A 25,180-nucleotide genomic window follows, 5' to 3' on the forward strand; every position below is an offset into this window, starting at 1 on the left:
TAAATGTGCATATCCTGACGGCAAGCTGGTTGGGGTGGTATAGAGGATTGTTTATTCTTATGTTTATCCGATGTTAGGGGTGCCCACGCCCATTACTATCAGGCGTGTTTCCATTGGTGGGTGATGCCAGCTATCCGGGACCACGGTTTTCTTTTCAAACGTGATTTTCACCCTGTCAGAATCTATACGGCATTTGTTCATGTATCCTTTTACAGTATCTTCTCCGGTCTTTCTTGCAAAATCCAGCGCGTCCACGTATTTCTTGAACTGCTTTCTTTGCCCGGGTGCAAATACAAGAAAATCCTCTTCAGGTCGTTGCAGGGAATGTGGCCTGATCATAATTTCCACGCGTTTGATCCCTTTTCCCATAAGAGCTCCTACTGCATTACCAACTTCGAAACTTTCAGGTACCTTTATGTCTGCGATCAATATTTTTTGTATTTCATCCACGTAAGCCTTAACCGGTCCCCCGACCAGGGCCACAGGAATATCCAGGTTTAACCGTGCGGGATATTTGCCGTTAAGTATGTCCATGATTACTTTTTCATTAACATCCGGCAACAGGAAGTGAATCAGTTCCCTTGACATATTTTTTGCAAACATTTCCTTGATATTTTCACACAACTCTATCTTGTCCTTCCTGAGAAGTTTTGAAAGCATCTCTGCCCCTTTTTCGGAAGCTTCCACGTTCCACTCCGTATAATCTCCCAGTACATGCAGGGCATCTGTCGGGGTGAATCCTATTGGCTGGACAAGTCTTTTCTGTACCAGGGAATCCAGTACATTTGCAGAAGGCATCCCATTCAGTTGATGAGAAATGGTTTGTATGGGAACTGGCTGTTCATCCAGTAAGTCCAGGATTTCCTTCTCTTGTGGGTCAATATATTGGTGGTCCGGTTGACTCTTCATAAAAAAGCGGGTTGGCTGGAAATTTTCATTTTCCATTACACGGAATGTAGGTGCCTGTTTGCTCAGGATTTCTATAAGGTGTGGGTGATGTGTAGCAGCCACACAGAGGGGTATTACTCTTCTGGGTCCGATATTAATGCTCTTTTTAGTAACCCATATGTGACTATCTCCTCCCATGGCAGAAGTTTCCATGTCGATTGCTTTGACCCTTGTCTTCCATCCACCAACTGTAGCCCCCTCTGTTTTTAATTCCGGTAGTCCTTTGTAGATGGCAGAAACATCGGTGCTTGTGCCTCCAACGTCCATAACGGCACATGTATTCTGGTCTGCCAGGTAAGAAGCACCCACAAGACTTGCGGCAGGTCCGGAAAAAATAGTTTCTATTGGCCGATGCAGAGCATCCTCTATATTGACCACAGACCCATCACAACGCAACATCAGCATTTTTTCCTGTATTCCGAGTTTTTCGATTTCATGGATGACTGAGCGGATGAATTTTGTAGTAACAGGAATAAGCTGGGCATTGAGAAGGGCAGTGACAGCTCGTTCATAGGCTCCGAGTTCCTGGGAAAGCTCATGGCCGCATACAACAGGTTTGCCGGTAAGTTCGAGAATTTTATCCTTCACCTTAAGTTCATGTTCTGGATTACGGGTTCCAAAATAGGCAGAAACTGCGAATACCGAAACGTTGCCTTGCACTTTTTTGATATGTTCTTCCACTTTTTTCATGTCCAGGGGTGTCAACTCTTCACCGTTTTGGTCGTGTCCTCCGGCTATGAATACATAATTCTCTGCAGCAAGTTCCCTTTCCAGGGGATGATCACCGATAAGGATTAGGGAGGCGGATGCACCGGTTTTTTCCAGGAGGGTATTTGTGGAAAGTGTTGTGGATACGGACACCAGGTTTATGTTTTCCATATATTCCCTGTTCAGCAATCCCAAAACGTTATGTATGCCCATAATGAGGTCCGGATAGGTAGTAAGGGATTTAGCCCTGTCTACGACTTTCCCATTCCGGTTACGGATAAGAACTGCATCCGTGTACGTTCCGCCAGCATCAATTCCCAGGCTGTATTGCATTTTCCTTTCACTCCAAAAGGAGATTTTCCGGTATGTATAAAAGCTTTTACATTTGACTTCCGGGGATCGATGTGTTTTTAAATATCCGGGATGGGTGTATTTTTATGATTATTTGTATAGGGCAGGCGGATTCAGTTATCGATTTTCTTCTTGAAAAATAACCAGCCCTTATCGTTCTTGCCGTACTTTGTTTTAACAAGAACATATTCGCCAGTCAATTGTTTTCCTTTTAATGTGACGATGATTTCCTTGTCTTCAATCTTTATCGCTTCATAATTCCCCCTGTCCCATATTTCAACTTTGCCGGCTCCGTATTGTCCTTCAGGAATTTCGCCCTCAAAATCGGCATATTCCATTGGGTGGTCTTCCGTCTGTATGGCAAGTCTCTTGATTCCGGCTTTTTTTGGAGGTTGTTTTGGGACTGCCCAACTTTTCAGCACGCTATCAATCTCTAGCCTGAGATCATAATGCAGATTGCTGGCATCATGTTTCTGTATTACAAAAATAGGCTCATTGGACCTGGAAGTTTCTTTGGCTTCAGGTTCAGATGTCCTGTCGAAATCTCTTTTTTTCCTGTATTCTTCTAGCATAAATAAAAATATGAGTAAAAAGCTATAATAGGATATTGCACTTATATGGGGCTTTCAATCTCGCTTTTGACTTTTTCATTTTGATTACTTGTAAATTACAAGAAAAAGTGTAGTTGCAAGGTATCCCAGTGCGCTATACACGTTCGGATATGTCCATTTTCTAGGGGGTAAATAAACCCGTCTATAATGATTGTATAGGATTAGTACTTGGCAGGATCTAATCGATTTCCTGTTTTTTTAAAAGATTCAATTCCATCAGTATAAGAACCACAGTGCTTCCGACTCTCAATGTTGCACCTGCTGTCTGCAAAAAGACCAATTATCAATGATTTGCCCGAGCCCATGCTGCTCTCTCTCTCTCTCTATATATATATATATATATATATATATATATTTATTAATTTTAAATACTTCCCATTGTAAACAGAACTATTTTCCGATGAAGGTTTGGACTTCATGGCCTTTATACATCTTGATACCTGTGTGCTCATTCTTTTTTATGAGTTTAAATGTGAATTCCATGAACATTGTTGCTTAATATGTGTACATAAAATTAATACTAATGTCCATACACACTCTCTTTATGGATTTCCTCGACTCATCTGCCTTTGAGTATTCAGGAAAGGATCTGTTTGTTTTCCTTTCTGACATCAAATACATTATCCTATTCTATGTCTTCGGGGATTTCCTTACCACCATTGGAGCCTTGAATTTCGGGGTCGAGCAAAACGGATTTATAGCATTCGTACTGGCGGAATTTGGCATGGGGGCCTTTTTGCTTTTGAAACTTCTCTTTATTATGATTATTTATTTGAACTACAAACTCATCAGGCAATCCGGCTTGTCCTCGAGCTCACTTCTGTGGAATACGTCCAAATTTGCGATTGCTGTTTTGGGTATTGTACTTGTAGTAAATAATTTGATGGTTATGCTGGCCCAAACCAGTTTGATAGTCTGGTCCTAAAAAAGTAAATTATGTGTTCAAGTCCTTTGTACTCATATTAATGGATATCTCTGCTATATCGCCACTGTATTCAGTAATCTTTTGCAGGCTTTCCACAATGAAGCCAAATTGGTGTGAGTTGGTGTCTGACTGTTTATTCTTGTACAATTCAGTGCCTTCCCGGGAAATTTTCTTTGCATTCTTTATGACCATGTTTGCTTCCATGGGATCGAGATTTGAAAGCAGGGCTATGGACTGCTTGAAGATAGTCTGAACATCTTCTGCCATCTTGAATATGGGGTCATCAGGTTCCACTTCATTTTCCATTTCAATCACATGGAATCAATGTTTGTGTTTTTGGATTAGTTGCTGTTGATCCATTATGATTCGTTTTATCTGTTTACAATGAACGTAATTAGTAGTGCGACATCTCTTCAACAGAAACCCTTATATAGGTAAATTGCCAATCATCTACTGTATTACCCTATACCATAGGTGTGTTTTTACAAATTGATTTCTCGTTTTTTGCTGAGGTATACTGATGGATAATGACAAGCATTTAAAAGGCACGACCACTGTAGGCATAGTTTGCAGTGATGGAGTTGTTCTTGCCACTGAAAAAAGGGCAACTATGGGCAACTTCATAGCCAGCAAAACCGCAAAGAAGATTTACCAGATCGATGACCTGGTCGGGATGACCACTGCTGGCTCGGTAGGTGATGCCCAGCAACTTGTGCGGATGATTAGTGTGGAATCCAAACTCTATAAAATGAGGAGACAGGAATCAATAACCATCAAAGGCCTCACAACTTTACTCTCCAACATCCTTGGTGGGCAACGCTATTTCCCTCTAATGGTACAACTCCTGATAGGTGGCGTAGATAAGAATGGACCTGCCATATTTTCACTCGATGCGATGGGTGGAAATATTGAGGAGACAAAGGCCGTTGCTACGGGCTCTGGTTCACCGATGGCTTACGGTGTTCTTGAAGATCGCTATCATGAAGGTATCAATGTCGTAGAGGGTATGGAACTTGCAGTCCGTGCTCTTTACAATGCCATGAAAAGAGATTCAGCTTCTGGAAATGGTATCGATGTTGTCAAAATAACCGCGGATGGCTATAATAGGATTGAGACTGGAGAGGTGGACAAAATACTTGAAAACCTGAAATAAGCTACCTTATTCATCTTATTTTTTAAAATACTCTTTCCCATATTTTCTACTTTTTTATAATACAGGAAGGCATTTTTAATGGTCATAGAAGATATCCTAGAAGGATTAAAGAAAAAAATCGAGAAGAATCTTCCGGCTGGCACTACAATTTCAAATGTAGAATTTGAGGGTCCTCAGCTTGTGGTATATACAGAAGAACCCCGAAAATTTGCTGATAATGGAAACATCGTACGGACCCTGGCCAAAACTTTAAGAACCAGAATAGTTGTTCGGCCTGATCCAAAGGTACTTTTGGCACCAGAAGAATCTATCGACCTTATTAATCAAACCGTTCCCGAAGATTCAGGAGTTACAAATTATGATTTTGCTCCGGATGTCGGGGAAGTGATAATTGAAGCGGAAAAACCCGGCCTTGTAATAGGCAAGCATGGGGAAACCCTTCGTGAAATAACCAAAAAGGTAGGCTGGACCCCGAAAGTTGTCAGGACTCCGCCGATAAAATCCCGTACTGTGAAAAATATACGGGAATTCATGAAAAAGAACCATTCCGATAGAAAGGATATCCTTAAAACAATCGGAAGGAAAATTCACAGGGAATGTACTTCCAAGGATCAGTGGGTACGTCTTACATCTCTTGGTGGCTGTCGTGAAGTGGGGAGAAGTTGTTTCCTGCTCTCCACTCCGGAATCCAAGATTATGATCGATTGTGGTGTCAATGTAGGTTCCGACGATGATATGACTCCTTATCTTTACATTCCTGAAGTACAGCCATTAAACCAGATTGATGCGGTAGTTATTACCCATGCACACCTTGATCATCAGGGTCTGGTGCCTCTTCTTTATAAATATGGTTATGATGGACCAATTTATTGTACTCATCCCACCAGAGACATGATGGTCCTGCTTGAACTGGACTTTATCGACGTGGCCGCCAAAGATGGAAAACGGGTCCCATATGAATCTGCGGATGTACGTAATGCATTAAAGCACAGCATCGTACTGGAATACGAAGAAGTGACTGATATTGCCCCTGACATCAAACTTACGTTCCACAATGCAGGCCATATCATTGGATCTGCAGTATCCCATTTCCATATAGGGGATGGTTTGCATAATGTGGTAATAACCGGGGACTTCAAATATGGGCCATCACGTCTTTTCAATCCTGCAGTAAACAAGTTCCCCCGGGTTGAGACCGTTATTACGGAATCAACTTATGGGGCCTCTAATTCTATGCAGCCTGCATTGAAAGATGCCGAAAAGAACCTGCAAAGAATTATCAAGGAAACTATAGAACGACAGGGTGTTGTGCTGATTCCTGCATTTGCTGTAGGAAGAAGCCAGGAAGTTATGATTGTCATAGAGGAAGCTATCAGGAAAGGAATTATTGATGAGATACCGGTTTATCTTGATGGTATGATATGGGAGGCGACTGCCATCCACGCTACCTATCCGGAATACCTAAATAATGACCTGAGGCGCCTGATATTCCAGAAAGGACAGAATCCATTCCTCTCAGAATGCTTCAAACCTGTGGACTCCAATGAGCTCAGGAGAAATATCATTGAAAATCCACATCCATGTGTGATCCTGTCGACTTCCGGTATGATGAGTGGCGGACCGGTCATGGAATATTTCAAAGCCTTTGCACCAAATGAGAGGAATACTTTAGTGTTTGTTGGCTATCAGGCCGATGGAACTATGGGTCGCCGTATCCAGAAAGGCTGGAAGGAAATCCCTCTGTCTTCCGGAGGCAAGGGTTCAGAAACCGTGCGAATGAACATGGATGTTGAGATTGTGGATGGTTTCTCCGGTCACTCGGACCGCAAGCAACTCATGGAATTTTTCAAGCGCATGAAACCACAACCAGAACGTGTTTTCACAGAGCACGGTGATGAACGCTCGTGCATAGATCTTGCAAGTGCTGTCCATAAAAGAAAGAAAATTGAAACAAGGGCTCTTACCAACCTGGAAACTATAAGATTGGTATAAAGCTTTAATCAAGGAGGCTGCATAGGTGCTCTACAAGTTCCCTGTGGTCTCTCACAACAATATCTGCCTTGTTGAGATGATCAGCGCTGACATAGGTTGGAACTGCAATGCAAAACAATCCTGCATTCTTTGCGGCTTCAACCCCTAGGGGCGCATTTTCCAGGACAATGCATTTATTTTTTTTTACTGCAAGCCTTTGCACAGCAGTCAAATAAGGCTCAGGATCGGGTTTGCCCTTCTTTACATCTGTTCCTGCAATAATTGTATTGAATATTTTGGGGTAGAATTTTCCCATCAGTGTTTCAACAATGGCACGGTCGGATCCTGAGACTACTGCCAGTTTGAACTTTGTTTGCAGGGATTTGAAAGTTTCATCCATTCCATCAAATACATATGCTTTCTGGTTTTTGAAAAAAAGTTCTTTTTTCCTTTCATGTATCTGCTCAAGATCCTCTTCAGTAGGCACCATTCCTTGCTTTTCAAATATCTTTTCTATAATTCCTATGTGGTTTGAACCTTCGAGAATATATATTTCTTCTTTTTCGATGTCTATCCCTGCTTCTTTGAATGAAGTTTTCCAGGCTTGTGCATGGAATGACATCGAATCTACCAGCACTCCATCGACATCTGATATGATTGCCTCTAAGTTTTCAGGTATTGCAGTGGTATCCATCACGGTTGAGTATTATTCTAGCTTATTAAAAGGTTTGTTCGAAAAGATTATAACTATACAGGTCCCATGTTATTATGGTGAATTCGCATGTCTAAGTTCAACAAAAGGGATATAGAGAGAAAGGGTGCGAAAAAAAATGAAAACCTTGAGGAAAAACTCATTCAGGAAAATCTGGATGACCTCAAATCGGAAGGTGGTGAATTTTCGGAATAAAAGCTTTTTTGATGTGAGGTTATCCCTTTTGCAGTCTGTTTTCTGCATTTCAGGATGACCTTAGAAAAGTAGTTGAACATTCTTGACATATATCAAGAAACATTATTGATTCAAAAAAGGCTCAACCGGCCATTAAGGTGGGCCGGTTGCCTCTCTACTAAATATAAAAAATTAGTCTTTGGAAAGTGATCTCAGCCTCTTGACGAGGGTGAGCCTTGCATCGTTCTCTTCTTTCACTTTATCTTCAAAATGTCTGACGATCTTGTTGAGAGGAGCTGCAAGACTGTAAATCTTTGTAGGCCTTCCTTTGCCGTTTAGTTTTTTGCTGCTTTCCTCGATCCAGTTATTCTTTCTCATGGAGCGCATTGCAACACTTACTTCAGGTTGTCGCAATCCTGTATTCATCTCAATATCCAGAGATGAAGCTTCGTCAACATTTTTTAAGTAAGCAATAGTAGTTGCCAGGTTTCGTGAAACTCCAAGGCCTCTAAATGCTTCTATCATCTCTTCATCGGACTCGTTTATTCTTGTCATGTACATCTAATCCTTCCTTTCATATCGTTTGTCGAAGAATTATACCCAAAGGTAATTGGAATATTTTTTCTTCGATACCACCACTTCTATATAAGCCATTATATGACACATGGTTTATATATTTTTCGTCAAATTGGCATCCATGAATAAAATTTAATAAGAAACACAATTTGAATATTTCATCTCTGCGTCTGATCCCAACAGGCGTATATACCCTTGCCTATTCATCCTGCTATTCATCTACGACGATAGCGTCGTATGCATGTAAACATAGCAGTAAAAATATTGTATGAATATTAAAAATAATCCTGGATGCGGGATTGTTTGCCAAATGTTGGTTGTAGATCTATTATAGAGAAGTTGGTGTAATTATTGTCCTTTAAATCAGAGATTGCATTTCCTTTTTATGGGTGAATTTGTTTTCTTTTTTTCTTTTAAAGCCGGTTTATCTGAGTGTCTGGAATTTTCTCATTAATCAGTTTTTCCAGTCCATCAATTTTGTCTTCTGCAACAGCAACTACTATTTCCACCACATCTGAATAGTGTTCGTCCAGGATTGTTGCAGTATTTTCAAACATATGCTTTACAAATTGAATATTCCTATAGTCCACTATGATTTTCATTTCCTTTGTGGGTCTCTGCTCAACAATACCAGCATCATCTATAGCCTCAATCGCGGTTTGTTTGTAAGCACGGGATAGTCCGCCAAAGCCAAGTTTGATTCCGCCAAAATATCGGGTAATTATTACCACAACATTATCAAGTCCCTTCAATTCAAGGATTTTGAAAACAGGTTTGCCAGAACTTCCCGAAGGCTCTCCGTCATCATCATATTTCATAATCAGGTTTCCGTCACCTGTGATACGGTATGCAAATACATTATGGTTGGCATCGGGATACTTTTGTCTGATGTCTTGCACAAAATGCTTTGCTTCAGTTTCGTTTGCAACCGGAAATGCGTTACCTATGAATCTGGATTTTTTAAATTCGTTTATGGCTAATCCATTGCCATGTATCGTTTTTATAAGGGACATTAAACCACTTTTGATTGTTCTTTAATTGCATCTTTCCTTATAAAACCATAATCAATTCGTGGTCTTTATTGATAATATATACTTGTTATTTCAATACAGGTCGATAATGCAACAAGAGGTCAAACTTCCAATTTTTTTGATTCCCTTTGCAGAAAGATTACAGCCACCACGAATGCAAGAAAATCTGAAACTGGCAGTGATAGCCATATGCCGGTCAGACCGAAATACATTGGTAGTATGATCAATAGGGGCGGAAGGAAGATTACCTGCCGCGACAGAGTCACAAACAGGGATTCCTTGGATTTGCCCAGCGATTGTAGAAGGGCTGTTGCTACGATCTGTGCTCCGATAAAGGGCATCATTATGTAACATATCTTGATTGCGGGCACGCCCATCTCTATAAGCACAGGGTCATTGCTGAAAACACCTATAATTTGCTCGGGTATGATGAAAACAACGATTGCAAAGATCAGACTGAGTCCTGTGGCCAGGTAGGTAGAAAGGGAAATCGTTCTCCTCACGCGCTGCATCTGGTTTGCCCCGTAGTTGAAACCAAAGATTGGTTGTATACCCTGTTTGATACCTATGACCGGCATCAGGGTTAGCATGAATACCTTGATTATAATTCCAAATACAGCAATTGCAACATCGCTGCCATAGTAGAGTAAACTCTGGTTAAAAATAAGGAAAAGGCCGCTTTCCACTACGTTAAAAAGGAATTCTGACATCCCGATGTATGTTGATTCGTTTACGATTGACATATCAGGGCGCAGGGAGGTTAAACTGAATGGAACTGTGGCTTTTCCGGAGGCGTAATAGTAGAATACCATTATGGTGCCTATTATCTGCGAGATCACCGTTGCAATAGCAGCACCTTTTACCCCCATTCCAAATTCAAATATAAAAAGAGGATCTAGCACAATGTTGGCAACACTGGATATGACCATAATAAGCATTGCAAATGAAGTGTTTCCTTCGGCGCGGATTGAGTTGTTCATGGCTGCCGAAAAGGTGAAAAAGACCGTTCCAAGCAGGATGTAATATGTATAGTCTGCAGCATAGGGCATCACTTCAGCAGAGGCACCAAAGAGGGCGAGCAACTCTCCCATAAAAGCCAAACCTGCAACTGTGAACAGCAAGCTTGCAACTGTTACCATGGTGGCCATGTTGCCCACAGTCTTTTCTGCAATCTGCTGCTTTCCACTGCCCAGGGACCTGGAGATAATTGATGCTCCCCCAACTCCCACGCCAAGTGCAATTGCCAGCATCAGCATTTGTACCGGGAATGCCACTGAAATCCCGGCAATTCCCAGTACACTATCTTCACCAAGCCCGCGGCCTATGAAAATTGTGTCAACCAGATTATATATGGCCTGAACTACAAGACCGACTATAGCCGGAGCTGCCAGTTTTACGATCAGGCTGCCAATATTCTCCTGTGCCAGCATTATGTTGCGTTCATTGGGCATTATCTATTACCTTTCAATTCGCCTCTTTTGCCAATGTATGCCTGACAACTGTTTTATCATTACCAGGAAGGAAAAGCAATAGGTACGCAACTTTTATATCAAATTTACCCCTGCTCAAAAGAAAATAACTTATTTTTCCAGTAACCTTGTGACTTCTGCAAGCATTTCCGGTATGGGTATTTCCTGAGGGCAGCGCTCTGCACATTGTCCACAATCTATGCAGTTTGATGCTTTACGTTCGTCTCCTACATGGGATGCATAAGCCCTGCTGGCATCTTCTATATTTTCATAAAGCATAGCATTATTGAGGTATTTGAAATTGAGGGGAATTTGCACACCTGCAGGACATGGCAGGCAATACCTGCAACCTGTGCAATCAACAACAAGTTTGTCGCGGTAGATTTCCCGTACTTCACGTACCAGTGAGTGGTCTTTTTCAGTCAGGGAATTTGGCAATACCTTATTTGCTGTTGCTAGATTTTCCTTCAGTTGCTCGAGATTGCTCATACCGCTTAAGACCATACTAACCTGCTCAAGATCCCAGATATAGCTCAATCCCCATTCTGCCGGGGTACGTTTGACTTCGCTTTTGTCCCAGATTTTCATTATGTCATCTGGTACCATATCGGCCAGACAGCCTCCCCTTAAAGGCTCCATGATTATCACTCCAAGGTTTCTCGATGCTGCATACAGTAAGCCTTTGTGACCTGCCTGATAATCGATGTCAAGGTAGTTGTACTGGATCTGACAGACATCCCATGGGTAGGCATCAACGATTTCCTTGAACAAAGAGGCTTCATCGTGGAAAGAAAATCCCACATAACGGACTCTGCCATCTTTTTTAATCTGGTCAAGGAAATCAAATAGTCCAAGTTCTAACAGTTTTGGCCAAAAGTCCCGGTTGAGGGTATGAATTAGATAAAAATCAACGTAATCCGTACCAAGTCTTTCAAGCTGTTCATCAAAGTAGCGATCCATGTCTTCCCGGCTTTCAATGTTCCATGATGGCATTTTGGTGGCGATATTGACTTTATCCCTGTAACCATTTTGCAACGCTTTAGCCAGCAGGGGTTCACTTTTACCTTCATGGTAAGGGTATGCGGTATCAAGGTAATTTATGCCCTGATCAATGGCATAGTGAATTATCTCACAAGCTCTTTGCTCATCAATGTGCCCGGGATCGCCGTCTATGGTGGGCAGCCGCATACAACCCAGCCCAAGGGATGAAACTTTCTCACCTGTTTTTCCAAGTGTACGGTATAACATGCTCAAATGTGGTATTTCGGTGATAATAAGCTTTGGTATTCTGACTATTACGTTCTGATGATTATTACGAACCTTAAGTACATAATAATGATGAGTATGACATTTTTAAAAATTCACAAGTTATTTATAGTAATTTTGCACTGATAGTATATTGTAAGCAAATTCATATTCATTATGAATTGCGAGTGGTGGTACACATGAGACGTGGTAAACTCGAAATTATGATAGACATACTTAAAGTTGTACAGAGAACAGAAGCAACAAAAACTTCTATCGTTTATAAGGCAAATCTGAATTTTAATCGTGCTGATAATTACCTTGAAGCCCTTATAGATCAGGGGCTTATCACAAAGGCATCAAATCACTATTTAATTACAAATCTGGGAGCAGGTTATCTCCAGAAAATGAGTGATGTCAGAGAGGTGTTAGAAGCACCAACCTGTTGAAATAACTTTAGATACAGAATTTTACAATTATTAAATTTATTGTTCATTGCCGTCGTATTGACGGTAATGCTAACTATTTTTACTGTTTTTTCAATACAATTATTTATAAAAAGTAACTTTGTTTCCAAAAATTGCAATAATAAAGTTTATAATCTATGCTGTAAAATTGTATCTGGGGGTATATTATTTGAAAATAAGAATGTTGAATTCAAGAAATGAAATTAACAGACTGGATGAAGATGAAAATTTCATCCACTTTTCGTTCAGGCCAAGTGACATAGATATTCTGGAAATACTCAAAAATTGTCCAAACCTCAAAGCAGCCCAGATTCCACCTTCTTACATGAAGTCCCTTTCAGGAAACGTGCCAAAAATACTGAATATGCAGGGAGTGGAATTACTTAAAGGAGATTTGAAGGGAACAAAAATTATAAAATATATGGAAGTTATAGATAAATAATTTTACTTTTATTTAATTTAGAAGTGAAATCAATTGCAGTTAAGCCATTTTCAATTTCTGTATGAAATATGCAGAGATTTTCTTTTTGGTAAATGTGAATAGGATATCTTATTTTTTTTATAGTTATGAATTAGTATATTTCAAGAAAAGAGATGTATGGTGCTCCGATCGGGATTCGAACCCGAGTCTTCGGCTCGAAAGGCCGGAATGATTGGCCGGACTACACTATCGGAGCACAGTTGGCCGCTACCTAAAAGCGACCCTACTATACGTTACTAGTATATATAGTTTTTGTCAGGCCTGATTTTGTTTTTCTTTAATCAGCCTTAATATCCATTCTGTAAGAGCTTCGCAATGCTCGGGGTGGCACGCAAGCCTGCAACCTGTGCATGGAGAGAACATTCCTGCTGCAAGCATAAGTTCATAGGATTTCTCATCCGGTGTTGTCGCTTTAATAAGATAGGTGCGTGACCCGTTGGATACAGCTGGCTCCCTGATGATCTTTCCTTCTTTCATCATGCGGGAGATCAGACGAGAGCACTTACGACTATCAATGTTTAGATCCTTCCATAGCTCATTCTGATAGACCCCGTCATGATGCTTGCGAATTAGACTCAATGCCTCTTCTTCAATTTCCATGAATAACCCGCGAATTATTGTGCTTCAGCCGGTACGATTAAGATAATGTTGTTTCCTCGCAATACTACAGAGCCCAATGAACGCTGACGCTCCTCTTCAACCATCTCAAAGGTGTCCTCCAGATGGAGATTCATATAATCATCGGCGCTTTTCAGAATACCATCAAGTAAACTGTGGTCGCCTTTCATTTCAACCTGAATTCTGGATCCAACAAGTTTCTGTACCTTCTTATTCGGGAACAAAATAAAATCCTCACACAAATATCATTTTTAAATATAGATTAAGTTAAAATACGCGAATGTAAACTGTAGTCTCCCCTATTTATGCCTAACGATCATAATCCTGCAGGTTTAAATATATTTGCTCCCTGTTCAGATATACCCCTGAAGATGTGAACTGTCATCATCTACCGACTTTTTAGTAGAAGTATTAGGCGCACTCTTTCTGGAAATCGGGCCAAAAGCAGCTTCATATTCCCTGATGTGTTGGTCGAGCCATCTGGAGAGTTCCAGTGCGGCCAGAGGGGACAGGATTACTTCTGATTCAAGATTACGTTCGATTACCTGTTCATTGTCATTTGAAACTCCGCGAGGGGTATCATTATAAAAACATATCCTGAAATCATAGGGACTGTGTCCACCCATTGCCCCGATGGCGTAGACCTGATTGAAATGCTCTGGTTTATGCAACTTGATTTTCATATTCTTTTTTTGGGATTGCCCTTCTTTTTTTTCCTCAGCCATAATCTTGTCCTCATTTCCAGATTTCATAAACCTTATACCTTAATATGTTTTGCATTTCATCTGCCTGCTTCCACACTCTTTTTCAGATCCTTTGCCTGTTTTGCTATATCCGGTTTTGAATGGGCACTTGCCATCATTTCAATAGCATCAAGGTTGCGGATAACTCCATCAAGGTAACCATAAAGATCACCAACATACGCACTGATTCCATACTTTTCGTTCAGCCTGGCTGCAATTTTCTCGGGATCGCGACCACTAGCGCGCATCCTGATAATCATTTCGGAAAAATTCTTTTCAGCACATCCACAATATGGGCTTTCTTTACATCCACATGTCAAAAAATCAGTAGCGAATTCGAAAAGTTGATCTCTGATCTTCTCTTCCAGTTGTGATAGGTTATCTCCTTCAAATACAATATCCAGGGCAGCTCCCTGAAATACCCGGGATGGCATATTCACGTTCAGCGCTGCTGATATCTGGGGTGCAAACTTAAAGTAAACCGCATCGAAGAATTCTAGATTGGCTGCAATCTCGATTGGGTCCTGGCCTGCACGTACGGCATCCCGGATAAGGAACGCACGTGAAGCAGAGAGGAAATGTCGGGCTGCAATACTGCCCATTCGGGTCAATTTGATAGCATCACCTTTCTGTATCAGGAATCGGTATTTTTTCAATTTATTTACAATGGAATTAAGATCAATATCCTCCACCATCTTGTTGCATATATAGTTCAGGTCGGCTTTTGAATTGGTGACTGCAACCGAAGCCAGGACTTCCTCTTCTTGCTCTTCCTGACCATATTTTAAATTCATTTCTTCCATCTGGCCTTTGAGCAGTTTTACCGCCATCTCGTCTTCTGTCACGGCCTGTCCACCCCCGTATGTCTTATCCGGACTTGCAAGTAAAACTACCACACCTCTGTCATGATAATCCGGTCTTCCTGCTCTTCCAAGCATTTGTAAGAATTCTTGCAGGTTAATCCAGTCAATTCCCATTGCCAGGGATTCAAATATCACCTGTGAGGCAGGGAAATCAACACCTGCTGCCAGGGCTGCTGTTGTCACTACCACAGGAAGTTTTCCGGAGGCAAATCTGTCCTCAACTTTTTTTCGTTCCGGATTTGCCAGGCCAGCATGATAAGCAGATGCCGGTATTGGCAGAGCATTTGCAAGACGATGACAGTTTCTACGGGAATTTGTAAAGACGATGGTCTGGCCCTTATGGCCCTTTGAAGATACCTGATTGTATTCCTCACGTATAAGACGGGTCATTATTCTCAATTTGCTTTGCTGCGGGCAAAATATAAGATGTCTCTCAATCGGGACCGGCCGATGTTCATACTCCACAAGTTCAGCATCCAGATGTTTTGCAAGGGCGTGGGGACTTCCTACTGTTGCAGAAAGATAAATGAACTGTGCCCCCGGTGCTGCATATTTAAGACGTGCGATTACACCATCAAGCCGATGTCCGCGTTCTTCATCTTCCAGCATATGGACTTCATCTATGACCACTGTACCAATTTGACCCAGCATATCTGCTTTGGAAGAACGCATAATGTGGTCGATCCCCTCATAGGTTCCGACAATAATGTCCGTATCAAGAGAACGGGACATTTTTTCCGTTTTGCGCGTTTTTATACGAGAACTTCCTATGCGTATTGAAGTCTGGAGTCCAAAACCTTTATACTTTCCAGTGAACTGGCTATATTTCTGGTTTGCCAGAGCAACCAGCGGCACAAGATAAAGCATCTTGCCTCTTTTTTTAAGAATATTCTCAATACCGGCCATCTCCCCGATCAATGTTTTACCGGTAGCTGTTGCCGAGGTCACAAGAAGGTTATTTCCTTTTAGTAAACCCTTGCGTACAGCAATACTCTGTACAGGCAACAGGGTTTTAGATTTTTTTAATAATGATTTCCTGAATTGATCGGATATTGGAAGTTTACTTATTGGATATGGGTTCTGATCTTCTTTTGAAGCAATTGTGTCGTATCTTGTAACTTCCGAATCAATTTCTTCAGGATTTAGCATGCCTATGGTGCGGTCAAGGTCTTTTGTCTTGTTTAAAACATCAAATATGCGCTGTATGGCCTCGTCAGAATAATGGCATTGGGAATTACGCAGAGTCCGTTTCAGTTCTTCCTGTGCACACGTTTCACAGATGCGTTCTCCCTGATGAGAAATAGACTTCTTGTTCACAAAATTGAATTCCTTATTGAGCAGACAAAAACGACACACATCTACCATTTCACCGGTAAGGTGGAAGCCGCCTAGCATTTCGATAATTTTCTTGTGGTTTTTGGCATTTCCCTGCCTGGTAATCAATATTCTCTCCGAACGTCTGAGTAGCTCAATAAATTCCTCGGGTGAACGGTAATCCTGCTTCTTATCTTTCGATACCATAAATCGTAAGGGTCGGGGTCCTGCGCTGGTACTTCGCAGGGTTAGTTCACCTACTATTGCAGGAGTTTTTTTTCGGTCTTTAATCAGCATTACTGTGACCTTTCCTTTTAGAGGATAGAGAAGAGTCCAGAGGGTCATATTCTGTGATAGACGTATTTCCCTATTATAAAGTAAGCGTCTTCTTCGTATAATACTATATATTTAATCAAATATTATTCAGTATATTTTAGCGTAAAGTTTTATAAATATGCTCCATATACTAATAGTTAGTAGTGAAGGGTAGGATATGCAGAATAACAATAATGGACATCTTGAAGTTCAGCAAATGACACAACCGCCAAAAAGCAAGAATGTTTTGGGTAATTCGTATAAATATTCAGGGAGTGCATCTGCGGATGAATCGAAACCTATTATTATGCCCACGGGCATATCCTTACTTGATGACAGTCTCAGTGGGGGCCTTCCTTCAAGTTCATTGGTCTATTTTTCTGCAGATCCTCTGTCGATGTCCGAGGTTTTCCTGTACCAGTTTTCTCAGACAAGGAAAACTTACTATTTTGCCACAGGTCGGCGCCCCAAATATATCCATCAGGACATAGTAAATTTAGGCTTTGATCCATCCAATATTATTTTTGTTGATGTTTATGGAGAATACTACTTTACGCAAACCGGAGAAATGGTCAGCAGTGTGGGCAATGAGTTTGTTGATTCGAAGATAATCGAATTCACCGAATACAACCTGCAGAATATTGCTCTGGATGCGGAGGGTGATGAGGTGAATGTAATATTTGATACTTTTTCCTTTTATACCAATCTTAATGTCAATACAGGCCTGATCAAACGTCTATTAAACATGCTCTATGAAACAACAAAACAGATGGCTTCCCAAACCTACCTTTACAGCCTTAAAAGAAGTAGTCCTGAAGCACTTGAAAGTGATCTCTTCAATTCCGCAGATGTGATATTTGACGTAATCATTGAAAGATCATCGGATCAAATAATAAACAAACTCTCAATCCCGAAGATCAGGGGTATGGTACCGACTTCCGATGTTATCAAGTTCAATGTGGCAGACGGGGTCCATATTGATACATCTAAGGATGTTGTCTGATCTTAAAGACATGCCTGATCTTTTGCAAGGCTGCAGGTACATTTCTTTTTCTCATCCATGGAAAAGAATGAGTGGATAATAAGATCAAATAGTACGTTTTCCCGTTTTTGAAGTACGCCAACCACTTCATCTGCGGTCAGTCTTTCATTGCCCATACCACATGCAGGGTTGGTAATTGTGCATATTGAGGCATAACAGATTTCCATTTCACGGGCAAGTACGACTTCCGGCAGGCCGGTCATACCTACAACATCCCCAAATGAAGCCATCATTTGTATCTCTGCTTTTGTCTCAAAACGTGGCCCTTCAGTACATACATATGTTCCTTCAAAGAGGTCTTCCCTGTTTTCCTGCAAAGCATTCATGAGAGATTGTCGCAGTCTTGGACAATAAGGCTGATTCATGTCCACATGTACGGTCTGGTCATGAAAATATGTGGATTCGCGGTTTTTTGTAAAATCAATGAAATCATCGGGGATAAAAAATGAGCCTGTGGGGTGGCCTTTCATGGAACCTACAGAATTTGTGGCTATTACCTTTTTGACACCAAGTTTTTTTACCGCACATATTATGGCACGATAATTGATCATATGGGGAGGGATGTGTGGCCCTGATATCGAATGCCTGGGTATGAAGACAAAGTTGATGCCACTGGTTTTACCAATAAAACACTCCACATCCCCGTAGGCACTTGAGATGGTCATTTTTTCATAACCATTATTTTTGAGGAAACCTACGCCTCCAATTATGGCAAAAGAAATTTCCCTGTCCATTTTCATTTCTCTTTATTACCTGAAATGGATAACTTTACACCTGCAAGGGCTGAAATTATGGATAACACTACCGAGTAAATGAAATATTGTAAACTGAAACTACCTGCTGTAGCTTCGGACGGCAGGGAACTTATTGATAAAATGTATTCACTGGAGCCCCATAAGAGAAAACCTATTGCAATCACAAAGAGGGCAGGGGATAGTTTTCTCCAGCAAAAATGTTTTTCCATTTTCAGGTCAATTATCTTTCCTGCAATCGCAAAAAGGAAGGCTGAAACATACCACCATACGGATTTATTTATGAAAACGGTCACAAGAGTAATCAGGCCATAATACCAGCCACCTCCTGTTGTATAGTAACCCCATAATTCCAGAGCTCCCATTATGGTTGCGATTATTGTCAGTAACCCTGCGGCCATATAGGTGACAAAGGTCATCTGGCCCGCATAGAAGGCTTGTTTCATCTTTTCTCTGGCAATAACAAATGATTCGTCCAGATTGAATCCCCTGTATAACATATAAATGCCAATGGCAGCGGAGATCCCAATAATTGCTCCTTCTGGATACCGGGCCAGGAGGAATATGGCATAGATAAGAGCTGCAAGACCCAGCGGGACAAAAAATGTCTGGGAAATCTTGGGGTCATTGAATGCATGTTTTAGAATGTAATATGTACTTTCAAGATTTGCACTTTGTTTGACGACTATCCTTTTTACCGAATCGATTTTTATTCTTGATTGAACGATGGGTAAAAGTGTTTCATCTTCAGCTCCATCGGAAACAAAAATAGCCTCTTCTGGATCATAGTGGGAAAGTACATCATCAAGCTGGCGGGATATGCGCTGGTCGGAAATAACACCTACATTCCTGTCACCTGCAAAAGAGACCAGCTCAACGTCGGTTCCCTTTTCTTTCAGTTCGTCATAAACACGGATACCGCCAAACAGTGTATTGACATCCGAATCTTCCGGATCTGCAGACGCAAGCCTGACAGCAGCATCTACGTGAGCCTCTCTGCCTATAATTGGTGTTTGGACCCCTGCTTTGTCCCCAAGGTCGTTGTCCCGGTCTATACAGATTACCAGAGTTTGCATTGAAGTTCTAGATATAAATTAATACGAAGTTATATATAGGTTATCTGGGATGGCATTCTCATGCAAATCCTTCAATAAGCCGACGTGCCCAGTTTAGTTTTTTCTTTTTGATTTCATCGACATTGTCATCATCAAAATCAAAACCAACCAGAGTCATGGAAGTTGCTCCCAGTTGATGGGCCATGAAAACACACCGATCACCGTCTGTAAAGCCTCCAAAGTTGAACAGGCCGTGTGGAGGTTTTGTCTGGGATGTGCCGATAATATTGGTCAAAAGAGGTACAAAAGAAAGAATCTTGCCTGTATTGTCTCCATGGGCATGCACCACCATTATGGCTCCTTTCTTGTTTGCCTCGATCTCTTTTTCAACATCGCCGTCAAGATCAGTTACAATCACGTCCGGAACAAGGCCTTGCTCAAGCAGGACTGATGTTGCTCCATCAGCAGCAATGATCACATGGTCTGAAGGGTCTACCTGCTCAAGATCTTTTTTCAGTGTGGGCGCATTACCACAAATTAATGTATCTTTGCCCTCGATAACATCAGTAAGATCGTTTAGTTCCGCTTTTACAGGTCCGATGAGAAGATTTGAAAGAAGCTGTGCAGCATCTGCATCAGCATCTTCGGAAAAACCGAAATCTTCTACTATTTTTTTGTATATTGGTTCCCATTTGTCATATTCCATTCAAATTCCTCAGTTAGCAGGGGATATTCCAATATGCACATCTATGCCTTCCACATTCCAGTCTTTAACCAGAGTGCCTGTAGCATCCACATCAAAGCCAATTACCTGGACCTGTGACCTGACCTCTTTTGCGATGTAGTCTTCCCTGTCCAGCACCAGATCGACAATTCTTTCATCATCTATACGGATATGCGCACGGATGTTCTCATCCACTTCCAGGTCGAGTTCCTTTCGCATATCCTGTATCCTGCGGATCACTTCACGGGCAAAACCTTCGGATTCGATATCTCTGGTCAGGTTTGCATCCACATAGATTCTCCCTCCGCTGAAATCTGCCACAGCAACCATTGAAGGTACTTTGTCCTCAAATTTGACCATTTCCGGGGTTAAGGTTGCAGATTCGCCGTCAAGGGTAATCCCCAGCTCTCCATTTGCCAGTCCTTTTTTCAATTCATTTGCATCGGCTTTCTGGATATACTGGATGACTTTGCCTGCATCCTGTTTGAAGGCTGGTCCTATGGCGCTGTGATTTGGAGATGCCTCTACTCCAAGTTCATCCCAGCTGTGATTAACTTCCACAAGATCTATGTCCTTGGCGTTTGTCTGGTCCATAAGGACAAAACGCAGGTCCATTACAGCATCGTAGACCTGCCTGTTTTCAGGTTCAATGACTATACGGCTGACCGGCCAGCGTAGTTTTCTTTTGACTTTCTGGCGTGCATTGGATGCGGCTTCAACCATGGCACGCACAGCCGTCATTTTTTCTTCAAGATCGGTATCCTTGAGGGATTCATCCACTTTTGGCCAGTTACACATGTGAACAGTCAAAGCAGCATCTTGATCAACGTTTTTCACAATATTTCCGTACATTTCCTCTGCCAGGTGGGGCATAAATGGGGCAATTACTTTGCAGAGATTTACAAATACATCATAAAGAACCCTGTACACTGCCAGTTTGTCAGGATCATCCGCCTCATTCCAGGTACGAGGCCGAATGAGCTGGATGTACCACCGGGAAAGATCTTCCAATACAAACTCATTGATTGTCCTGATAGCACGATGCAGGAGGTACTGCTCCATTGACCTGTCCACTTCTTCTATCACGGATTGCATCCTGGATAATATCCAGCGGTCTTCTTTGCGCAGGTATGGCTCAACTGCTTCGAAAGAAACTTCCTGTGGATCAAATTCATCCAGGGCCATGTAGGGAAGAGGGAAACGGTAGACATTCCAGAGGATATTTATTGTCCGGTGGATCGTTGCGAGTTCATCCTGGTTAAATTTTAGGTCTTCCCAGGGAGCACTTGAAGAAAGCACATAGCAACGCAGGGAATCTGCGCCATATTTTTCTATGACCTCATGGGGCTGTACCACATTACCCAGGCTCTTTGACATTTTCTTTCCTGTGCTATCCAGTGTAAACCCGTGCATCAGCACACTCTTGTAAGGAGCCTGTCCAAAGGCCACCATGCTGGCGCCGAGCTGGGAATAGAACCACCCTCTGGTCTGGTCATGTCCTTCTGTTATGAAATCTGCAGGCCACCATTCTTTGAACTGGTCTTCCCGGTGAGGATAGTTCAGTGTGGCCCAGGATGCCACTGCGGAGTCAAACCATACATCAAAAACATCTTCAATCCTTGACATCCGACCGCCGCAGTCACATGTTAACTTGATATCATCCACATAGGGCCTGTGGAGTTCGGTGTTTGGATCAACATCGGCAATTTCCTGCAATTCTTTGCGGGTTCCCACGACCTTGAGGGATTCACATGCTTCACATCTCCATACAGGCAGAGGAATTCCCCAGTAGCGCTGTCTGGATATGCACCAGTCTCTGGCCCCTTCGATCCAGTCCCTGAATCTTGCAGAACCGGCCCAGTCAGGATGCCAGTCAACCTTTTTAATTTCTGCAAGCATGTCTTCCTTCAGGTCACCGATCTTGATAAACCACTGTTTGGTGGCAAGATAGATGATAGGTGTCTTGCATCTCCAGCAATGGCCATAGCGGTGTGAGATGGTATCATCTGAAAGCAGGAGGCCTTTTGCATCAAGGTCTTCCATAACAACATTGTTGGCATCCCGGATGTTCATACCTTCATATTTGCCGGCTTCATTGGTGTAGTGACCGTTCGAGCCAACAGGGCAAAAAGCAGGAATGTCATTTGCTTTCCCTACCTCAAAATCGTCCACTCCATGGCCTGGTGCAATGTGGACACAACCAGTATTTTCGGCAGTTACAAAATCAGCAAGATAAACCCGATGATCGAATTTGGATTGTTCCGGTATGTTTTCCACAAGTGGATGCTTGTATTCCATGCCGGCAACATCTTCACCTAGCATTGTTTCAAGGATTTCATAATCTGTGTATCGTCCCTTTTTAAGTACACTTTCCACAAGATCGGAGGCCATTATCAGTATTTCTTCCTTATCCTCTTTCAAGGCCCTTACTTTTGCATACTCAAAATCAGGATTTACAGCCACAGCCATATTTGCAGGGATCGTCCAGGGTGTGGTCGTCCATATAACAATATAGGTGTCATTTTCATCTTTTACTGCAAATTTGATGAAAATGGAAGGGTCGGTACGATCCTCATACTCAACTTCAGAATCTGCAATTGCTGTTTCACAGCGGGGACACCAGTTCACTACCCTTTTGCCCACTTCAAGCAGATCTTTTTCGTAAGCCTGTTTGAGGGTCCACCAGGCAGCTTCTATGTATTCATCCTTGAGAGTCATGTAAGGATCTTCCCAGTCCAGCCATGTTCCAAGGGTGCGGAACTGGTCTGTCATGGCGTCCTTTTGTTTCAGGGCAAATTCCTTGCATTTATTAACAAATTTTTCGACACCATAACTTTCAATATCTTTTTTTGATTCAAAACCCAGAACACCTTCAACTTTTACTTCTATGGGAAGTCCGTGCATGTCCCAACCGGCCCGGTCTACAATATCATGCCCATTCATGGATTTGTAACGAAGTATGGAGTCTTTGATAATTTTGTTCCAGGCGGTACCCAGATGTATATGTCCGGTAGTATATGGCGGGCCGTCCACAAAGAAAAATCGCTTATCTCCACGGCGATGTTCTCTTACTTTCATGTAGGCATTGTTATCCTCCCAGAAATGGTGGACTTTTTCCTCGATTTTTTGTGCATTATATTGATCGGTAACTTCCTTGATCATAATAAGTAATCTCCATGAACAGCTGATATTCTGATTATCCTAATACTACAATGGGTTTAAATAATTTAGCTTAAAATAATTCGTGAATCTTTCATAATGAATATCAAAATGGTTGCTGGGATCCAATTTTTAAGAAACATAATATACATGTCTCAATGCAGGTTTGAATCTTCATTTAATATTCTTAGCAGTTCAATTATGGAATAGGCTGCACGAGTGACTCCCATACTGCGGCTATCGGTATCTGTACCCGCCACATAAAGATTCTTTACGGGTGTTCTTATCCCTGCAAAATGGCCATTTATTGTAACTGCAGCTTTTTCAGGAATGGTTACCTGATCATGTTGCATTTCCACATGATTCTGGATATCAGGAACAGCTTTGTATATGGTCTCATGGGCTTTTTTTATTTCTTTCTTTTCAGGAGATGATTCATCTATTGCAAAAGCAAAACCTACAAGTTGTTTCCCCGGCGGGGCAAGGGTTGGGTCATAGTTACTTATTGGCATTGCCCAATAGGCATTATCCTTAAACCAGATTTCAGAACCCCTGTAGTTGAAATCCTTCCTGACCTCATCAAGACCCAGCCATACAGTCAGGCTCTTACTATTAACAATTCCATTCAACTCCTCGATATAATTGCGGGGTAAATCCTGCACTAATTCGGGTAAGTGCTTTACAAAACCGGTGTGTATGACTATGTCTGCAAAATATATTTCGTCGCTTTCCACTCCTGTTACCTGACCGTTTTCAACAAGTATCTTTTTAGCCTTACTTTCCGTCTTTATACCAACTGAATCGGGTAATGAATACAGGATGGCATTGAGCAGTGCTTTGAGACCTTTTCTTGGATATCCCTGCGAATAGTTTGCCTTGTTTGTTGCAAGTCTTCCAAGAGATGAAAACTGGCTTGATACACTATTAAACCGAAGTTGTAGTTGATTGTGATAATTTGCAGGGATGATGGATTGGAGAATAGATTCCACAGGCGGTCTGTCAGGTTTTGATACAATACTGGCAAATTGTGCCTGTGTAATACTGTCCCTGACAAAACTGCTCCCTGTTAATATCCTGTGCACCGAGGTTTCCTTCATTGACTTACCGGAGAGGAAATGAGAGATTGCATCAACAAAATTATATGAATCGGTGGATAGGGTCTTTGGCAGTGCATCGTATACAGATTTTTTTGAAAGATCGACACCGAAGGTAGAAAATGTCAATTCTTTGGTGAGGGTCTGTGCGATAAGTAATCTGTCTTTGCGGGGCAATGCGTCAAATACAGCAAATTCCTTGAGATTAGAAGGTACTTTTAGAAAATTGCTTTCCGTTCTGACAAAATAATTTCCGTAATCTTCGAAAATAGGAAGATAGTCAAAGTAATTCTCCATCAATCTTCTCAAGGGACCTGCTTCCAGATGGGTTATTGCATGGGGGCCTGTATCGACCTGGAAACCATCAACATCGTAACTGTTACAGTTCCCTCCAACCTGGCGATTTTTTTCAAGTACCAGTACTTTCTTTCCGTGCTTTGAAAGTGTCAGTGCGGCAAGCAGGCCTGTTGCTCCTGCACCAATCACAATGACATCATATTTATTCATAATATTCCCCTTTAATGACCCTGAAAATTCAGATTATTCTGTGAATTCATATATGTAATAGATAATCACGATTACCAGATGTATTTTTTACTAAATACGACAATGGGTTTAAATAATTTAGGCAAAGTGAACCAATCAGGTTATGCATAAAGGTTTAAATCCTTATGACAGC

The 25,180-nt window shown here is 41.7% G+C and carries 24 protein-coding genes and 1 tRNA gene; 7 read left to right on the forward strand and 18 right to left on the reverse strand.

The features are described 5' to 3' along the window. Nucleotides 1-63: 63 nt before the first annotated feature. Together EFE42_RS08925 and EFE42_RS08930 are read right to left on the reverse strand one after the other, a co-directional pair. Nucleotides 64-1,989, reverse strand: a complete 1,926-nt coding sequence (locus tag EFE42_RS08925) for a hydantoinase/oxoprolinase family protein (protein WP_123136910.1) — start codon at nt 1,987-1,989, stop codon at nt 64-66. A 131-nt stretch (nt 1,990-2,120) separates the two neighbouring features. Next, entirely contained in the window at nt 2,121-2,579 is a 459-nt protein-coding gene (locus EFE42_RS08930; protein ID WP_123136911.1) for a DNA polymerase ligase N-terminal domain-containing protein, read from the reverse strand. A gap of 583 nt (nt 2,580-3,162) precedes the next feature. Between EFE42_RS08930 and EFE42_RS08935 the strand changes: the two genes are divergently transcribed. Further along, complete coding sequence (locus EFE42_RS08935; RefSeq protein WP_123137007.1) at nt 3,163-3,543, forward strand: hypothetical protein; 381 nt, start codon at nt 3,163-3,165, stop codon at nt 3,541-3,543. 9 nt (nt 3,544-3,552) lie between these two features. Here EFE42_RS08935 and EFE42_RS08940 read toward each other — a convergent pair whose 3' ends face one another. Next, nucleotides 3,553-3,849, reverse strand: a complete 297-nt coding sequence (locus EFE42_RS08940; protein WP_199724120.1) for a PhoU domain-containing protein — start codon at nt 3,847-3,849, stop codon at nt 3,553-3,555. A gap of 214 nt (nt 3,850-4,063) precedes the next feature. Here EFE42_RS08940 and psmB point away from each other — a divergent pair, with 214 nt between their 5' ends. Continuing rightward, entirely contained in the window at nt 4,064-4,696 is a 633-nt protein-coding gene (gene psmB, locus EFE42_RS08945; RefSeq protein ID WP_123136912.1) for an archaeal proteasome endopeptidase complex subunit beta, read from the forward strand. 78 nt (nt 4,697-4,774) lie between these two features. Beyond that, on the forward strand, nt 4,775-6,688 hold the full coding sequence (locus EFE42_RS08950) for a beta-CASP ribonuclease aCPSF1 (protein WP_123136913.1): 1,914 nt from the start codon (nt 4,775-4,777) through the stop codon (nt 6,686-6,688). A gap of 4 nt (nt 6,689-6,692) precedes the next feature. On the opposite strand, the gene EFE42_RS08955 is transcribed toward EFE42_RS08950, so the two are convergent. After that, nucleotides 6,693-7,361, reverse strand: a complete 669-nt coding sequence (locus tag EFE42_RS08955; protein WP_123136914.1) for an HAD family phosphatase — start codon at nt 7,359-7,361, stop codon at nt 6,693-6,695. An 87-nt stretch (nt 7,362-7,448) separates the two neighbouring features. Here EFE42_RS08955 and EFE42_RS10925 point away from each other — a divergent pair, with 87 nt between their 5' ends. Then, nucleotides 7,449-7,574 carry a hypothetical protein gene (locus EFE42_RS10925; RefSeq protein ID WP_255419080.1) on the forward strand — a complete coding sequence of 42 codons (126 nt, stop codon included), beginning with the start codon at nt 7,449-7,451 and terminating at the stop codon, nt 7,572-7,574. Between the two features lie 171 nt (nt 7,575-7,745). On the opposite strand, the gene EFE42_RS08960 is transcribed toward EFE42_RS10925, so the two are convergent. The 4 genes from EFE42_RS08960 to EFE42_RS08975 form a co-directional block, all read right to left on the reverse strand. Then, on the reverse strand, nt 7,746-8,108 hold the full coding sequence (locus EFE42_RS08960; protein WP_233125551.1) for a transcriptional regulator protein: 363 nt from the start codon (nt 8,106-8,108) through the stop codon (nt 7,746-7,748). A 434-nt stretch (nt 8,109-8,542) separates the two neighbouring features. Then, a complete protein-coding gene (locus EFE42_RS08965; protein WP_123136915.1) occupies nt 8,543-9,142 on the reverse strand; it encodes a YigZ family protein in 600 nt (199 codons plus the stop codon). Nucleotides 9,143-9,261: 119 nt separating this feature from the next. Further along, entirely contained in the window at nt 9,262-10,611 is a 1,350-nt protein-coding gene (locus EFE42_RS08970) for an MATE family efflux transporter (protein ID WP_123136916.1), read from the reverse strand. Nucleotides 10,612-10,740: 129 nt separating this feature from the next. Further along, nucleotides 10,741-11,877, reverse strand: coding sequence for an aldo/keto reductase (locus tag EFE42_RS08975; RefSeq protein WP_123136917.1), 1,137 nt, complete (start codon nt 11,875-11,877; stop codon nt 10,741-10,743). 197 nt (nt 11,878-12,074) lie between these two features. Here EFE42_RS08975 and EFE42_RS08980 point away from each other — a divergent pair, with 197 nt between their 5' ends. After that, the gene (locus EFE42_RS08980; protein WP_123136918.1) at nt 12,075-12,323 is read left to right on the forward strand and encodes a winged helix-turn-helix domain-containing protein; all 249 of its coding nucleotides are present in this window, start codon (nt 12,075-12,077) and stop codon (nt 12,321-12,323) included. A 187-nt stretch (nt 12,324-12,510) separates the two neighbouring features. Then, the gene (locus EFE42_RS08985) at nt 12,511-12,783 is read left to right on the forward strand and encodes a DUF1699 family protein (RefSeq protein WP_123137008.1); all 273 of its coding nucleotides are present in this window, start codon (nt 12,511-12,513) and stop codon (nt 12,781-12,783) included. 157 nt (nt 12,784-12,940) lie between these two features. Here the strand turns inward: EFE42_RS08985 and EFE42_RS08990 are convergent. From EFE42_RS08990 to EFE42_RS09010, 5 genes are all read right to left on the reverse strand, one after another. Beyond that, nucleotides 12,941-13,018: transfer RNA gene (locus EFE42_RS08990), tRNA-Glu, on the reverse strand. A 59-nt stretch (nt 13,019-13,077) separates the two neighbouring features. Next, nucleotides 13,078-13,422 carry an Lrp/AsnC family transcriptional regulator gene (locus EFE42_RS08995; RefSeq protein WP_123136919.1) on the reverse strand — a complete coding sequence of 115 codons (345 nt, stop codon included), beginning with the start codon at nt 13,420-13,422 and terminating at the stop codon, nt 13,078-13,080. Between the two features lie 14 nt (nt 13,423-13,436). After that, the gene (locus EFE42_RS09000) at nt 13,437-13,664 is read right to left on the reverse strand and encodes an LSM domain-containing protein (protein WP_123136920.1); all 228 of its coding nucleotides are present in this window, start codon (nt 13,662-13,664) and stop codon (nt 13,437-13,439) included. A 129-nt stretch (nt 13,665-13,793) separates the two neighbouring features. Then, nucleotides 13,794-14,165, reverse strand: a complete 372-nt coding sequence (locus EFE42_RS09005) for a DUF3467 domain-containing protein (RefSeq protein WP_123137009.1) — start codon at nt 14,163-14,165, stop codon at nt 13,794-13,796. Nucleotides 14,166-14,221: 56 nt separating this feature from the next. Continuing rightward, nucleotides 14,222-16,705, reverse strand: coding sequence for a DUF5814 domain-containing protein (locus EFE42_RS09010; RefSeq protein WP_123136921.1), 2,484 nt, complete (start codon nt 16,703-16,705; stop codon nt 14,222-14,224). A 148-nt stretch (nt 16,706-16,853) separates the two neighbouring features. Between EFE42_RS09010 and EFE42_RS09015 the strand changes: the two genes are divergently transcribed. Beyond that, complete coding sequence (locus EFE42_RS09015) at nt 16,854-17,678, forward strand: recombinase RecA (protein ID WP_123136922.1); 825 nt, start codon at nt 16,854-16,856, stop codon at nt 17,676-17,678. 2 nt (nt 17,679-17,680) lie between these two features. Here EFE42_RS09015 and EFE42_RS09020 read toward each other — a convergent pair whose 3' ends face one another. The 5 genes from EFE42_RS09020 to EFE42_RS09040 all read right to left on the reverse strand — a co-directional run bounded on the left by EFE42_RS09020 (nt 17,681) and on the right by EFE42_RS09040 (nt 25,008). After that, the gene (locus EFE42_RS09020) at nt 17,681-18,451 is read right to left on the reverse strand and encodes an MTAP family purine nucleoside phosphorylase (RefSeq protein ID WP_123137010.1); all 771 of its coding nucleotides are present in this window, start codon (nt 18,449-18,451) and stop codon (nt 17,681-17,683) included. A gap of 2 nt (nt 18,452-18,453) precedes the next feature. Further along, nucleotides 18,454-19,545, reverse strand: a complete 1,092-nt coding sequence (locus EFE42_RS09025) for a DUF373 family protein (protein ID WP_123136923.1) — start codon at nt 19,543-19,545, stop codon at nt 18,454-18,456. A 58-nt stretch (nt 19,546-19,603) separates the two neighbouring features. Further along, complete coding sequence (locus tag EFE42_RS09030) at nt 19,604-20,230, reverse strand: 6-hydroxymethylpterin diphosphokinase MptE-like protein (protein ID WP_123136924.1); 627 nt, start codon at nt 20,228-20,230, stop codon at nt 19,604-19,606. A gap of 9 nt (nt 20,231-20,239) precedes the next feature. Further along, nucleotides 20,240-23,410, reverse strand: coding sequence for an isoleucine--tRNA ligase (gene ileS / locus EFE42_RS09035; protein WP_123136925.1), 3,171 nt, complete (start codon nt 23,408-23,410; stop codon nt 20,240-20,242). 152 nt (nt 23,411-23,562) lie between these two features. Next, the gene (locus EFE42_RS09040) at nt 23,563-25,008 is read right to left on the reverse strand and encodes an NAD(P)/FAD-dependent oxidoreductase (RefSeq protein WP_123136926.1); all 1,446 of its coding nucleotides are present in this window, start codon (nt 25,006-25,008) and stop codon (nt 23,563-23,565) included. Nucleotides 25,009-25,180: the final 172 nt, after the last annotated feature.

Source organism: Methanohalophilus sp. RSK (genome assembly GCF_003722075.1).
Classification (GTDB): Archaea; Halobacteriota; Methanosarcinia; order Methanosarcinales; family Methanosarcinaceae; genus Methanohalophilus.